Origin of the sequence: Metabacillus lacus (assembly GCF_009674805.1) — a bacterium.
In the GTDB taxonomy this organism is placed as follows: domain Bacteria; phylum Bacillota; class Bacilli; order Bacillales; family Bacillaceae; genus Metabacillus_C; species Metabacillus_C lacus.
Genome location: NZ_WKKI01000065.1, coordinates 1 through 15,337 on the forward strand (window position 1 = coordinate 1; position 15,337 = coordinate 15,337).

Consider the following 15,337-nt stretch of genomic DNA (forward strand, 5'->3'; position numbering starts at 1 on the left):
TTGCTGTGACTCCCAATAGATGTTAAGTCAAAGGACTAAGAATATATCTGCTGATTGGAGCGGAGGGTGCTTGACTCGTGGGGGATTAGCGGGAGGGGCGAGACCCCGCAGGAGCGTCAGCGACGAGGAGGCTCGCCGCCCGGAAAGCAAGCACTCGGAGCGGAAATCGGCTTTTTTCCACCACTCCAAAAAAAAGAATAAAGGTAGCGAGAAGGGCTTCTCACTACCTTTCGTCGACAATTTAAGAGCTCCCTTCCTAACCGGAAGGGAGCTCTTTTGTTACCATTTATAGGATTGCGTACCGTCTTCTGAGGGTGGAACTTCTCCGCCGGGACTTCCTGTATCAGGCGGAAGTGTTTCAGGCGGAAGTGTTTCAGGCGGCTGTACCTCAGGCGGAAGGGACTCATCCGGCCCTTTTACAATGACGACCATACTGTCAGAGATGGCTGGATACTTTTCCTCTGCTGCTGCAGTAATTGTCGCATATCCGCCTGCTGCACCAACAGCGTACCAAACGCCTCCCTCATTCACAATCTTAACTTTGCGAGGCGCATCAGAGGTAACATCCTTGAGCTTTTTGTTCACTGCATGCTGAGGATAAAATGCAAGATAATCTTGAAGCTTCAATTTTTCACCTATGCGAATGACTCTTGATTTTTCCTGAAAGCTCATGCTGTACAGCTTGTCTTTTACTTCAACCCTGGCCTGCAGGCCGGAAAGCTGAACCGTGCCGTTATGATAGACAATCTGGAAATGAAGGTTGTATACCCCTGCTTTTAAAAATTTTAACGGGATGAAAGCTGATAATCTGCTGTCTCCCTGCTGCGGAGGCTTCGGATTGAAAGGAATATCAGGCAAATATTTGATATAAGTAGAATTGATTTTAGCAATTCCGGGATCATTACGGACTTCAGCACCAGCCGGCAGCTGAAACTGTACGTATCCTCCGCTGAAAACAGGGTAAAGTGATGAGATATTAGATGATATTTCTTTATATATGCCCACAATATCATCCGCCACAGCATTTTTTGCGGTCTCTTTCGTGATAAGAGACAGTTCCTGCAAATAGTTCATGTCAATTTCCTTTGTATCGGCAATGTTGCCAAATCCGATTGAAATTAATCCAATATTGTCTGTCAGAAGTAACTCTGCCTGTTCCCTTCCGTGCTTTCTGACTTCTTCAGGAGCCAGGGGAGTCGACTTTGAATGCAGGTAAAGCCTGTTGTTATGCTCTATAAAAATATTATTTCTGTCTCCATTAATGTCAAACAGCACCTTTTTAGAACCTGTTATCTGGTCGGTCAAATCACTGATAATGTAGGACTGATCAAGATAGTAGGCTGTCTGTCCGGTAAAAATTTTAGAATAGTATCTCCAATTTCCATATGCGTCCATAAACTCTTTATCAGTCATCAAACGGCTGTATTTGTTGTTAATGGACTGATACTTTTCCGAGTTGGTCGGTTTACCATCCGTCATAAATATAATGACTTTTGTCCGGTTTTTGCTGTCTGGGTTGTCTGTAAAGATTTTGCGGGCGCGTTCAAGTGCCTGGGTGTAATTTGTGCCTCCGCTTGCTGGTACTGATGCAATTTTGTTATAAATGACTTTCGGATCACTCTGCAGCTGGGTACTTGAATATTCCTGCCTGACAGATGCATCAAAAGATACCAGAGCAAACCTGTCCTTTACTGCTCTACCTGCCTGGTTGTCTGCAAAAATATTTGCAGCCTCCTGTACAGCCTTCTTGGCAAGGTCCAGCTTTGTAGATCCGTTTACTATATCGGTCATAGAGCCCGATTTATCAAACACAAATACCACATCAGCAGGCTTTCTTTCATTCCGCCTGCCTTCCCCCTGGGGATTTAAAAGCAGCTGAATATCGGCAGAAGCGATATCATGAACCTCTTTTTCCAAATATGTATTTTGCGGTGAAACAGTTGCTGTAAGTGAAGGCTGAGGTGGTGAAGCAGAAACAGATGAACCTGTACTGATTAATAAAACCGCCAAACAAATTGCGATTATGCGTTTACCCATGGCATTTCCTCCCGGCACAATGATCTAGTCCCAAACTGATTACATTATACCAGAAATAAAAAATAATATGATAATATTTTCCTATAAAGATAAAAAAATCCTGTAGAATTTTTATAAAGATATAGAAAAAACTCTCCTCAACAAAAAAATACCGAGAAAGAGATTCTCGATATCTAAATCAATTATCATTATGAACTTATTTGGCATACTCCGCCACTTTGTTTCTTCCCGCCTTTTTTGCACCTGTATACATGGCTCTGTCTGCATGCCTGATTAAAGCCAGCGGCTCATCTGCATCTTCAGGGGCGGAAGCAATTCCAAGGCTTGCAGTAATCTGGACAGGGATACTGCCTTCTTCAAAGATGTGCTGCTGAATCATAAATGGCTTTTGGGCAATGCTTGAGCGTATACCTTCAGCAAGAGAAAAACACTGCCTTTTTCCTGTGTTTGGCAGAATAATGACAAATTCCTCACCGCCGTACCTGGCAACTGTTCCCTTATTGCCGATAAAATTTCTCAGCCTTTCTGCAAGCTCTATTAATATTTCATTCCCAGCTTGATGCCCGTATGTATCATTCACCAGCTTAAAATGGTCAATATCCAGCAAAATCAGCGAAACACGATCCAGCCTTCCCTGATTCATCGTGTTCATCAGATAAGTCAGCTGCTTTTCGAAATATCGGTAATTGTACAGCCCAGTTAAAGAACACCGCTCATTTTCTTTTCTTGTTTTTTCATAGTTTTTAGCATTTTCAATGGCCACCCCGAGATGTGCTGTAAGCAGATCCAGTAAAATAAGCTGATACTGTTGAAATGCTCTTTTGGAGTGGGAGATCAGCAGAACAGCCCCGACCACCTTTTGATTGCGGATGACAGGCACAGCCATAAGGCTTTCAGCCCCCTCCGGCATAAAAGAATCCCCTAAATGCTTCCACTGAGTTTTCTTTTTATACTGTAGTGTTTTTTTATTTTCATATACATACCGCAGCACCCCGCTGCCGATGCTGAAGCTTTTGCCGGAATTCTCAATTCTTTCTCCCTGCCGATATTCCCTGATGCATTTCAGTCTTCCCTGGCTGTCTTCAGTATCAATAATAAAAGCATAATCAACTTCAATCATCTTCGTAATCTTTTCAAGAAAAACGTTCAGAACTTCCCCTACATTGAGCCGTTCCGTCAGCTGATGCCCAATCTCGCTAGCCTCCTGCAAATATGAATTAACCTTTTGGCTCGCATAGTATAATTTAAGAATGACAGACAGGATAATAAACGGAACCCCTACATAAAAGAGAGCAACGAGGCCAAGCTCTATATACAGCAGATACAATATAAGACCTACTGGGAAAACCAACGAAGTGGTAAATATCTCCCAAATAAAGTCCGTCGAAAGCAGCGGCTGGCTTTTTTTGTAAATAAACTTTCTGACAAACTGCAAAAAATAGTGATTTACTGCACAAACGACAAAAGAATATGTTACCACCTGAGCGATAAATATGGGGCTGAAAGCCTGAGCTCCAGTCTGCCCGCCCAAAAGATAGTAGGCAGAACCGCTTATGAAAGAAACGAACATAAACATAAGAGAATTGATCGGATATCTGAACAAATCCTGTATTCCGACTCTCAGCTTTATTAAAAGAGCAATGACAACCGCTTGCACAAGAATCATTTCCATAAAGATTCCATAGGAAAGAAACACTGCCAGCGAGATTCCATGTATGAAAAATACTGGGGTCTCGTTCACAATAATCGGCAAAAAAGCCACAATACTCATTAATATAAGGAATGATAGTATATCTAATTCCTGCCCTGCAATATCAGGAGGCCATAGCTGGTAAGTAGCCCATAAAATTGTTGGGGACAAGACTGCCCAGCTCATCCAGAGAGCTGCCTTCCTTTTTTTATCCACTTCTAAACTCCCCTTCTTTTACCTAGTCCCCTATATTTTAGCAAATTTTCAGATAGTTGTCTCTGCTTTTTTAGGTTTTAAGACCTATTTTTCCAAAAAATTCTTTCGACAATAATTTCGCACCTCTGATATAAAATAAAGAGAGCCCGTAACAATCAGCACATCATCTTCTCTCATCGTCTCCATCTTTTGCAAAAGTAATTTCTTCCAGTCTTCCTCAAAGGATTTATGTTGAACTTTCGCAGCTTTGAAGAGATTTTCAGCAGTTTCGGCTCTTGGAAAATCGAAGCTTGTAAATGTGATGCTGTCAGAGGCTTCTGAGAGCAGAGAAATCATTTCCTGATAAGGCTTGTCTTTCAAAGCACTGAAAATCATATGGACGATTTTGTCGCCGTAGTACCTTTGTACTGTGTCTATCAAACTGTTAATTCCCTCAGTATTGTGCGCACCATCAACGATTACTTTTGGCGTGCTGATGATTTCTTCAAAACGGCCGCTCCAGCTGGACTGCCTTATGCCTTCCCTGATTTCTTTTTCAGAAAGTGATAGAGGCAGAACCTCCAGTGCTGCAATGGCCAGTGCTGCATTTTTCACTTGATGACGGCCCTTCATGTTTGTCATCAAGCTCGTCAGCTGAAGAGAAGGTGCGGCGTAATCAAATATTTCCCCATATTCTCCACGACTTTTTGCTGCAGCAGAAAAATGGTTGCCAAGTTCATAAAGAGGTGCCTGCTGCTTGGCGGCAAATTGCCTGATGACCGTTAATGCCTCCCTATTTTCTGCCGCCGTTACTACAGGAATCCCTTTCTTAATAATACCTGCTTTTTCGGCTGCAATTTCAGAGATCGTATCTCCCAGAATGTTCATGTGATCATATCCCACATTGGTGATGACACTTACTGCAGGCTCCGCAATATTGGTGGAATCAAGCCTGCCGCCCAGCCCCGTTTCTAGGAGAAGAACATCCGGCTTGTTCACACTCCCGAAATAATAAAACGCCATTGCAGTAATCACTTCGAATTCAGTAGGAGATTCCTCCAGCTCCTCTTCCATCTTTTCAACAAGCGGTCTCATCACAGCAGCAAGTTGTGCTATTTCACTGTCACTTACCGGAATTCCGTTCATGCTGATTCTTTCATTAAAGGTTTCTATATAAGGAGAAGTAAATGTCCCAACACTATAGCCCGCTTCCTGAAGAATGCTCCGCATAAAAGAAAGAGTGGACCCCTTTCCATTTGTACCTGCAATATGCACAACGAGAATATTGGTATGCGGACGGCCCAGCTGGTTCATCAGCCATTCCATTCTTTCCAGCCCTGGTTTTATTCCAAACTTCAATCTTGAATGTATCCAGTTAACTGCCTGGCTGTAGTTCATGCTTACAGCACCTCTCTTTCTTTTCTTGTAAAAATAGGGCGGCATTCCATTTGGAAGCCACCCGCACTTTTTTACCCTTTTAGTTCTTTTATGCGGAAGAGAACAGCGCTGCGTTTTTCTGAGTAGTCCGCTTCTTTCGCACGTTCTTCTTCAATTACTTTTTCCGGAGCTTTTGCGATGAATCCTTGGTTTCCAAGTTTTTTCTGAACGCGCTCCACTTCCTTAGTGAGTTTATCCAGTTCTTTTTCCAGACGGGCAACTTCCTCCTCAATATTAAGGAGCCCTTCCAGCGGAAGAATCAGCTCTGCACCCGTTACAACAGCTGTCATTGCTTTTTCCGGCACAGCTGCCTCTGTGTGAATTTCAAGGGAGCTCGGGTTGCAGAATCTTTGAAGATAAGATGAATTCTTCAAAAGTTGTTCCTGTATCTCTTTGTTTTTTGGTTTGATTGTAAGCTGTATTTGCTTGCTCATCGGCGTGTTCACTTCTGCTCTGATATTGCGGACAGAACGAATCACTTCCACCAGAAGCTTCATTTCATTTGCTGCCGACTCATCATGAAGGCCGCTTTGCGACTGAGGCCACGCTGCGACTGTAATCGACTCTCCCTGATGAGGAAGGCTCTGCCAAATTTCCTCGGTAATAAACGGCATAAACGGATGAAGAAGCTTCATTATATTTTCAAGAACATATGCAAGTACAGATCTGGTTGTGTTTTTCGCCGTTTCATCTTCACCGTATAACGGCAGCTTAGCCATTTCAATATACCAGTCGCAGAAATCGTCCCAAATGAAGTTATACAGAAGCCGCCCTGCTTCTCCAAATTCATATTTATCGGCAAGCTTTGTTACCTGATCAATCGTTTCATTGAGCCTTGTCAGTATCCACTTATCGGCAACCGTTTTCTCTCCAGAGAGATCAATATCTTCATAAGTAAAGCCTTCCATATTCATAAGGGCAAATCTTGAAGCGTTCCATATTTTATTGGCAAAGTTCCAGGTTGACTCCACTTTTTCAAAGCTGAAACGGAGATCCTGCCCCGGTGAGCTGCCTGTTGAAAGGAAGTAGCGGAGAGAATCTGCCCCGTACTTTTCAATGACATCCATTGGATCAACGCCATTTCCGAGAGACTTGCTCATCTTTCTTCCGTCTGCGTCACGAACAAGCCCGTGAATCAGAACATCTTTAAACGGCTTTTTGCCGGTAAACTCCAGACCTTGGAAAATCATTCTGGACACCCAGAAGAAAATAATGTCGTAGCCTGTCACAAGTACATCTGTCGGATAGAAACGCTTATAGTCCGCAGACTCTTCGTCAGGCCAGCCCATTGTTGAAAAAGGCCATAGCGCTGAGCTGAACCATGTATCAAGAACGTCGTTGTCCTGCTCCCAATTTTCAATATCCAGAGGAGCTTCGTGAGCTACATGAATTTCGCCTGTTTCCTTATGATACCAGGCAGGAATTCTATGCCCCCACCAAAGCTGGCGTGAGATACACCAGTCTCGGATATTTTCCATCCAGTGCAGATACGTTTTTTCAAAACGATCTGGAACAAACTGAACTTTGTCATGTGACTGCTGCAGAGCAACAGCTTCGTCTGCCAAAGGCTGCATCTTTACAAACCACTGAGTCGACAAGTACGGCTCAACAACTGCCCCGCTTCTTTCACTATGGCCGACAGAATGCGTATGCTCTTCAATTTTAAATAAAATTCCCTCGCTTTGAAGATCACTTACTAGTTGCTTTCGGCATTGAAATCTGTCCATGTCTGCATATTTACCTGCTTTACTGTTCATGGTTCCGTCTTCGTTCATGACAAGAATCCGCTCAAGGCTGTGTCTGTTTCCAATTTCAAAATCATTTGGATCATGTGCAGGAGTAATTTTAACAGCACCTGATCCAAAATCCATATCTACATAGTCGTCACCGATAATCGGAATTTCTCTGCCCGTAATAGGCAGAATCACAGATTTGCCGATCAGGTGCTTGTAGCGCTCATCTTCGGGGTGAACCGCAACAGCTGTATCTCCAAGCATGGTTTCAGGGCGGGTAGTCGCAATTTCTATATGGCCGCTTCCGTCTGCAAGTGGATAGCGCATATGATAAAAAGCACCTTGAATGTCTTTGTAAATAACCTCTATATCAGACAAAGCTGTTTTTGTAGCAGGGTCCCAGTTAATGATATACTCGCCGCGGTAGATCAAGCCTTTTTTGTAAAGAGAAACAAACACTTCTCTGACCGCTTTTGACAGTCCCTCATCAAGAGTAAAACGCTCTCTTGAATAATCAAGGCCAAGCCCGAGCTTGGACCACTGCTGTCTGATGTGGCCGGCATATTCCTCTTTCCACTTCCAAGTTTCCTCCACAAATTTCTCTCTGCCTAAATCATAGCGGGAAATGCCTTCTTCCTTTAATTTCCCTTCTACTTTCGCCTGTGTGGCAATTCCTGCATGATCCATTCCTGGAAGCCAGAGAACATCATAACCCTGCATCCGCTTCATTCTCGTAAGAATATCCTGCAGTGTCGTGTCCCAGGCATGTCCGAGATGAAGTCTTCCGGTTACATTTGGCGGCGGAATGACAATTGTATAAGGTTCCTTCGTCTCATCACCGGATGCTTGAAAAAATTTTCCGTTTACCCAAAAATCATAACGATTTCTTTCAATCGCGGCCGGGTCATATTTCGTGGGAAGTGCGGGCTGATCTTGTTTTTCCATTAGTGTATCCTCCTTATTGCTTCTGAAAATAAAAAACTCCTTCGATCCTAAAAGGACGAAGGAGTGAATTCGCGGTACCACCTTTTTTCATGAAACGATGTTCAGTTTCATGCTCTCAATCAGATAACGGCTTTTAAGCCGGTTTTCCCTACTTTCATTTCAGAAAAACAACTCCTGGGCGACATTCCAATGAACAGCCTGGGTCCTTTCACCGCCGGAACCCTCTCTGCAGTAAGCTGAGATCATTGTACTCTTCCCAATCTAAGTTTATAAGTATGAAGTTCACATATATGTTATATAGTATTACATATTTGTTTTTTCCGTCAATCCATTTTTGTCATTTTCTCTTCTCTTTATACATTCCATGCACATTCGCCCATACAGAACATATTGTAGTACCAAGAAGAACCTTGCAGAGGGGTTGTATACAGTGAGGAGAAAGATCAATCCATATAACGTTCAAAACTGGCTGAGGCAAATGAAAGATATCAGTATTCAGTTTGTTATCCCGCTCTCCATTTTCCAGGGTATCCGGACGATTTTGTTTCCAACAACATTTGATGTTTTTTTGCTCGCAGCTTTAATTCTGCTTGCCCTGGCCTTTCAGTTAGAGTGGCTGTAAAAGTATTTTCTCGGGGAAATGTCAGCTTCCCGGCATGATTACCTTCAGCAATTTGATTTCTCTGTTTTTACGGCTTTTCACCAGCCCTAGTTGAAACCCCCGCTCATAAAGAGCCGGGGGTTTAAGTTTGTGCCTGTGCAGCTTCTTTTTTCTTTTCCTCGATGTCGGTCAGGCGCATCACGGTATATTCTATATTTTTAAACTGCCAGTAATGCTTCATCAGCTTTGTATTTTCCTTCAACTCGTTCTTTCTCTGAGCATTTCTGTTATGTTTTTTGTACTTTCTTAGTGTTTTGTAAAGCCGGTCAGGATAGGAAAGATAGCTTAAAAAAAGATTCATTTCATCTTCAGTGAACGGAAGCGTTTTTTGATGAGTATAAAACCAGTCAATACATTCCTCACAACGGATCGGATACGTATTGCAGGCTCTTTCAAAAAAAATCAGCAGCTCATTGACAGGAGAAGCTTCGTGCACATTTTCCAGGTTTGTAAAATATCCCGTGCCCTGATCATCATAAAGATAGTGATGTACTGACAGCTTGCCATGAATCAGGCTTACTCTCGCCTTTTCCTTTGTTTTGGCAGACTCATGCCATTCCGAAAGCTTATCAAGCGCAAAGTCTGTTGCTCTGGAAACCTCGATATAGCTGGTAATCGCCTGCAGTTCAAAAGGAGACAAATACCACTTTTTCTCACATTCTTCTACATACGCTTCATAGTCAGCTTTATTTTTTTCCCACTTCCCCTTTAAAGCCTGATAATGGCTTGTTACCATTTCTTCTGTGATATCGATTTCGCGCATCGTTTTTCTATGAAGCAAAGCTGCTTCCTTAAACAGATACTGATGTTTTTCATCACGTTCTGTTTCTTCTCCGCTGGAAAACCAGGGCATGAGATAGTACAGATTTTGCTGATAAGGTGTAACTGCCCCGCCTTGGCGGTTGGGGTACACTGAAACATAATTGGAATATCCCCTCTCGGACAATTCCTGAAGCATTCCTGTGAAATGCGGATTTCTGCCTTGCTTCAGCTTCTTTAGTGCAAAATTCCCCTGACTGCTGTACACCTTAACAAGCGAAGGAGTTATATGCTCAATATAATCTACGCCAATATCATAGTGTGCAAGGATATTCTGAACCTCATTTTCCATTTTTTCACCACTCTTGCTTGAAAGATTTGCAGGAAACAGTATTCAGCCTGCCCCTTATGAAAAAAACAGCATAGTGGAAGGCCACCCGCTGTTTCAGTGTTTTTCAGGACTTGGAATAATCAGGTATATAAACAAGCTGACCTTCATAAAGATCTGCATTTGAGTCAAACGTATTAACTCTTAAAAGCTGCTGCAGGGAAAGCTCGTATCGTTCACAAATATGGTCAAGTGTCTCATTTTGCTGGACAATACAAATTTTCAACCTGGAGAACTCTTCCTCTTCTCTTGAGAAAAGCTTAGTCAGGTAGAGGGCGTTTTCACTTTTAGATCCTGCTTCAGCCCCATCCTGCTGCACCTCAGCTTTTTTATGAAAAACGACCTGCTTTTCTTCAGCTCGTTCTTCATAAGCAGCATTCTCTTCCTGGTCGTATGTGCTTCTGCCGAGAAGAGAACCCAGCAGTTCCCCTGCTTCTTCTTCACTCTGCTTTACTGCTTCTTTTTTGGCCGATACCTCGATAGGAGCATACAAATCTTCTTCGGCTTTTCTCCGGTAGTCAGCTGTCTGGTACTCTTCCTCAAATTCCACATTTTTTAACGGCTCTACAGGTTCAAGCGGTGCGGTAAGCTCTTCCTCATCAGCTTCTTGATTGGAGCCCTGATACAATTCATCAAAGGAAGTTTTCCTTTCATTACTGTAAAGCTCTTCTTGATCCAACTCCTTATTCAGCACTTTTAAAGCTGATTCTTCTTCCTCACTTGCATTTTCTTCTCCTGATAACCCCCGGTATAATTCTTCATAGGAAAAGTCTGCCACTTCCTCTTCCTCTTGTTCTTCATTCTGCAATACGGCTACAGTGTTTTCTCCTTCGCGAAAGAGTGATTGAAAAGAATCCTGCTGCTCTTCCTGCTGAAGTGTAAAAACTTCTTCTTCATTTTCTTCTGTTTCATTTTCATCAATCTCCTGTGGGGGTACTGAGGAGATCTGCTGTGAAATTCCGCTGATGGATAAGTCTGCTGTTAGTTTTAAACAGCGGGTTTCAACAAAATCATAATCAAAGGCATTTACAATCACATAAACCTCATCAAGACTCGAAATTCTGTTTCTCGGAATTGTGATATCTACCGGAAAACGGTGTGATAGTTCATATGATCCGTCTTCCCTGGCATTTACCTCATTAACAAATCTGGCAGCTGTGTATTGATAGTTCTCTTCGTCTTCTCCAGCATCATCTCCAGCCTCATATTCCCCTGTCAGCCGCAGCGCACCTTTAATAGAAATATATTGATCGTGCTCCTGGATGGAAATATCAGGATCCAAAGAGATTGATAGCAATTGTGAGACTTCCTGTCCTTTTTGAAACCATACAGACTCTTCAACTGAAAAATGTAGTTCAGATTGTAAAGACAACAAATCTTCCTCCCTTCAAACAAATGCGAAAAACTATGACAATACAATTTATGAACGTGGTGTTTGTATTAGAACATGGAAACATTTTCTTCTGTTTTAATTACCGCTAAAAGGGTATGGTCTTTTGACACCAAAATATTAGGAGGTATGTCATGCAAATCAAAAAAGGCGGCTACCACGAATACTTGCATACTGGAAGATCTGCAGCCAGAGGAACCAACGGGGCTGTTGCTTCTCCTCATTACCTTGCTACACAGGCAGGCCAGGAAGTTATTAAAAAAGGAGGCCATGCTGTTGAAGGAGCCATTGCTGTAAATGCAGTCCTCTGCGTGGTTTATCCCCATATGGCCGGTCTAGGCGGAGATTTATTCGCACTATTATGGAACCAAGAAGAAGAGGATGTAAAAGCCCTGAACGGCAGCGGCCGGTCGGGAGCGAAAGCTACACGTGAATATTATCAAAAAAAGGGCCATACTCAAATTCCCGAAAGAGGGCCTTTATCAGCAAATACAGTGCCTGGAACAGTAGATGCCTGGTGGGAAATGCATCAGCACTACGGAAAACTTCAGTGGAGCGAGCTGTTTCAAGCAGCAATTTCCTACGCGGAAAATGGATTTCCTATCACCGAAAAGTTCAGTACCTTCATTCACGAAAAACAGGAAGTGCTGGAAAAGTCACCAGAAGCATCTAAGGTTTTTCTTCCAAACGGACAGCCATTGAAAAGCGGAACAGTTTTAAAACAGCCTGATCTTGCCTGGTCACTGAAGCAGATTGCGGAAAACGGCAGAAAAGCCTTTTATGAGGGAGAAATTGCAGAAAAGCTGGTAAATTCTCTCCAAAAACAAGAAGGCCTTGTAAGTATGGAAGATTTACAACAGCATCACAGCGATTGGGAAAGTCCCATCAGCACAGATTACAGAGGCTATCAGGTACATGAGTTAAAGCCAAACACACAGGGAATAGCTGCCCTCATGATGATGAATATTTTGAATTCAAAAGACCTGTCAGAAATTGGGGACAATACGCCGGAGTATTATCACCTTCTTACCGAAGCGGCAAAGCTCAGTTTTTATTACCGTGATGAATGGGTTACAGACAAAGCATTTAAAGATATTCCGATGGAAGAATTGCTGTCCGGCGAACATACTTCCAAGCTGCTTGGCAAAATTACATCGGAAGAAGCCTATTCTCTGGATCACTTAAAGAATTTACCTCAGTTATCCACAAACAAGGACACTACGTATATGAGCGTAGTGGATGCTGAAGGAAATTGTGTGTCACTGATTCAGAGCATTTACCATGAATTTGGTTCAGGTTTTATGCCGGAAGAGTGCGGCTTTTTGCTGCAGAACCGGGGGTCCTTTTTCAGTCTGGATGAAAACCATCCAAACAGGCTGGAGCCCGGAAAACGTACATTCCATACGATTATACCGGCAATGGCTACGAAAGATGGAAAACCGTTTTTGCTATTCGGTTCAATGGGCGGAGAAGGCCAGCCGCAAACTCAATGTGCGCTCCTTACCCGCATTGTTGACTTTGGCTATGATGTTCAGCAGGCCATTGAAGCACCGCGCTGGCTCTTCGGGAGAACGTGGGGCGATTCCAGCTCAAGCTTAAAGCTTGAAAACAGGATACCTGATTCTGTAGCAGATATTCTTCGTTCCAAGGGGCATGAGGTTGAAATTGTAGAAGCCTACTCTCAAACGATGGGACATGCCCAGGCCATTCACATTGATCAGGAGACAGGGGTTCTTACTTCCGGTGCAGATCCGCGCGGAGACGGAATTGCTTTAGCCTGGTAACACTTATGTAATCAGGGAGGATTCCTCCTCCCTGTTATTCTACTAACAAGAAAGGTGCTGATAATATGGATCATTCATTACCGATTGACTTGTTTCACTGGTCAATGGCTATTCTGCCTTTAGTACTGTTGCTTATTTTTCTAGTAGTTTTCAAATGGTCCGGAGCTGTTTCAGGCTGGACAGCATTCGCTATTGCCCTGGGACTGGGAATATTCCTGTTTCAGGCTCCGCTTGACAATGCAGCCATCGGGTTTGGAAAAGGACTATGGGAAGCATTTTTCATTTTGCTTGTCGTATGGCCGGCCCTTCTTCTCTATCAAGTGACAAGAGAATCCGGTTCCTTTCTGGTCATCCGGGAGGGCATACAAAAGCACAGTAAGAATTATTTGTTTCTTGTTCTTGCTTTTGGCTGGGTTTTTGCCTCTTTTCTGCAGGGAATCGCAGGCTTTGGGGCACCAATTGCAGTAGTAGCTCCTCTTTTAATAGGAATCGGAGTGAAGCCGATTATGGCGGTCGTGATACCACTGATTGGCCATGCGTGGGCAAACATGCTGGGAACGCTTGCTGTCGGCTGGATTGCAACCATTAATACGATCAGTATTGAACAAGAAGGATTGGCTCTTTTATATATGGGAATTCTCCTATGGATTCCAAACTTACTCGCAGGCTTTATGATCTGCTGGCTTTTCGGAAAAGGAAAGGCCATTAAAGAAGGTTTTCTTGCTGTTATTGTCATTTCTGTCATCCACGGCGGCGGACAGCTGATCTTAACACAAATCAATCCTACGCTAAGCAACTTTATTCCGTCCACCCTGGCATTAGGGGCACTTTTCCTGTTAGCAAGAATGGACCGTTATAAAGAAAAAGCAGAATCAGAGGATCATACTGACATTTTGGAAGATTCATCAGCAGATGAAGAAGAGGAACAAAAAGAGGAAACACCAAACCTTTCTCTTCATCATGCTTTTATGCCGTATTACGTTTTAACAGGACTATCGATTGTCATGCTGGGGCTTCCCTTCATACATGATTTCCTGGATCAATTTGAGTTCGGCTTTCCTTTCCCTGCTTCTGAAACTGGCTACGGCTTTCAAGTTGAAGCAGAAGAAACATACTCGCCGATCGCGCCGTTTACCCATCCCGGCCTCTACCTTTTAATCGCTGCAGTCTTCGCATATTTCTGGTATAAAAAGAAAGATTTATACGGCGGGAATGCAGGAAAGAATATATTTAAGGGAGTAAAAGATAACGCTATCGGCGCATCACTGGCTATTGTCGGCTTTTTGACAATGACTGAGTTGATGGACAGTTCAGGACAAACAACTGTAGTCGCTCTGGGAATTGCCGAAGTTTCACCTCCGGCAGTCTACGTTGCACTAGCAAGTGTGATCGGGATTATCGGTTCCTTTATGACATCGTCAAACACATCATCCAATGTTCTGTTTTCACCTCTCCATGGGTCTGTCGTTGATTCAATGGAAGGACTGCAAATGGCGACCGTGATAGCAGCACAATCAACCGGGGGAGCAATTGGTAATGCCATTTCACCGGCAAACGTCATTTTGGGTACCAGTACCGCCGGAATAAAAGGAAAAGACTCAGAAGTATTGAAAATTACGCTTATCTTTGCTCTCATCTCAGGAGCTCTGGTCGCAGGGGCAAGCGTACTGCTTCACTTTTTAACATAATGTAGTCAATAAAAAAAGCAGCCCGTGTCATAGACTGCTTACAAAAAATTGCCCCTCTTATATAATGGGGAAATCAGACTGTAGACAAGCTTCAGGAAAATGGAGCTTGTTTACAGTTTTTTTATTTTTTTAGTATGAAGGCATGACTAGGTCTCCCGGGCTTGCCCATATCTTAGAACGATTTACTAACGAGAAAAGATAAGAGGAGTTACTCAGTAAAGATCATAAAATTGTGTAAATACTAGGTTACATGTATTTGACATAAATAAATAGGATAAGAGGTTAAGAAAATCTATTACACAATACTCCTCTCCATTACCATCACAACAAAGAAAAATTAAGCGTAAGAATTCCAGTTAAATTCAGAATAGGCCGTTTTTCAGAGAGAATAAGGGAACGGTTTCCGCTTAAGCTGCTGATAAAATCTTATTTAAAGGTTTTTTAGGTGTTTTTTCTGAATAGGCGGAGTTTCTCCACTAGCATTGTAAAAATATCCACAAGGGTATACTGAGTTTACTCTATATGTAATTTAAGTATAATTTTACCATCCAAGCTTCTTCGTTCAGAGCCAAAAAGTCTAGGGGGTTGTAATTGAACCCAGTTATCCAAAAATTGGATATTATTTTCTTT

General features: G+C 42.9%; 9 protein-coding genes and 1 other annotated feature. Of the genes, 3 read left to right on the forward strand and 6 right to left on the reverse strand.

Annotated features, from left to right (window positions below; translation table 11 throughout):
* Positions 1–279: 279 nt before the first annotated feature.
* From GJU40_RS18925 to GJU40_RS18940, 4 genes are all read right to left on the reverse strand, one after another.
* A complete protein-coding gene (locus GJU40_RS18925; RefSeq protein ID WP_154309616.1) occupies positions 280–2,037 on the reverse strand; it encodes a VWA domain-containing protein in 1,758 nt (585 codons plus the stop codon).
* Positions 2,038–2,233: 196 nt separating this feature from the next.
* On the reverse strand, positions 2,234–3,943 hold the full coding sequence (locus GJU40_RS18930; protein ID WP_343031629.1) for a sensor domain-containing diguanylate cyclase: 1,710 nt from the start codon (positions 3,941–3,943) through the stop codon (positions 2,234–2,236).
* A gap of 84 nt (positions 3,944–4,027) precedes the next feature.
* Positions 4,028–5,320: a bifunctional folylpolyglutamate synthase/dihydrofolate synthase gene (locus tag GJU40_RS18935; protein WP_281350748.1), complete on the reverse strand. Its 1,293-nt coding sequence runs from the start codon at positions 5,318–5,320 to the stop codon at positions 4,028–4,030.
* Between the two features lie 71 nt (positions 5,321–5,391).
* Positions 5,392–8,037 carry a valine--tRNA ligase gene (locus GJU40_RS18940; RefSeq protein ID WP_154309618.1) on the reverse strand — a complete coding sequence of 882 codons (2,646 nt, stop codon included), beginning with the start codon at positions 8,035–8,037 and terminating at the stop codon, positions 5,392–5,394.
* A gap of 48 nt (positions 8,038–8,085) precedes the next feature.
* Positions 8,086–8,310 (reverse strand) — a binding site (T-box leader).
* Positions 8,311–8,515: 205 nt separating this feature from the next.
* Between GJU40_RS18940 and GJU40_RS18945 the strand changes: the two genes are divergently transcribed.
* Positions 8,516–8,659 (forward strand): hypothetical protein, encoded by a 144-nt coding sequence (locus GJU40_RS18945; RefSeq protein WP_246188437.1) that lies wholly within the window; start codon positions 8,516–8,518, stop codon positions 8,657–8,659.
* Positions 8,660–8,780: 121 nt separating this feature from the next.
* Here GJU40_RS18945 and ysxE read toward each other — a convergent pair whose 3' ends face one another.
* Together ysxE and spoVID are read right to left on the reverse strand one after the other, a co-directional pair.
* Positions 8,781–9,809, reverse strand: coding sequence for a spore coat protein YsxE (ysxE, locus tag GJU40_RS18950; protein WP_154309620.1), 1,029 nt, complete (start codon positions 9,807–9,809; stop codon positions 8,781–8,783).
* A gap of 103 nt (positions 9,810–9,912) precedes the next feature.
* Positions 9,913–11,217 carry a stage VI sporulation protein D gene (gene spoVID, locus GJU40_RS18955; protein ID WP_170289457.1) on the reverse strand — a complete coding sequence of 435 codons (1,305 nt, stop codon included), beginning with the start codon at positions 11,215–11,217 and terminating at the stop codon, positions 9,913–9,915.
* 152 nt (positions 11,218–11,369) lie between these two features.
* On the opposite strand from spoVID, the gene ggt reads away from it, so the two are divergent.
* Both ggt and GJU40_RS18965 read left to right on the forward strand, forming a co-directional pair.
* Complete coding sequence (ggt, locus tag GJU40_RS18960; protein ID WP_154309622.1) at positions 11,370–13,019, forward strand: gamma-glutamyltransferase; 1,650 nt, start codon at positions 11,370–11,372, stop codon at positions 13,017–13,019.
* A 65-nt stretch (positions 13,020–13,084) separates the two neighbouring features.
* On the forward strand, positions 13,085–14,707 hold the full coding sequence (locus GJU40_RS18965) for an L-lactate permease (protein ID WP_154309623.1): 1,623 nt from the start codon (positions 13,085–13,087) through the stop codon (positions 14,705–14,707).
* The last annotated feature ends 630 nt before the right edge of the window (positions 14,708–15,337 follow it).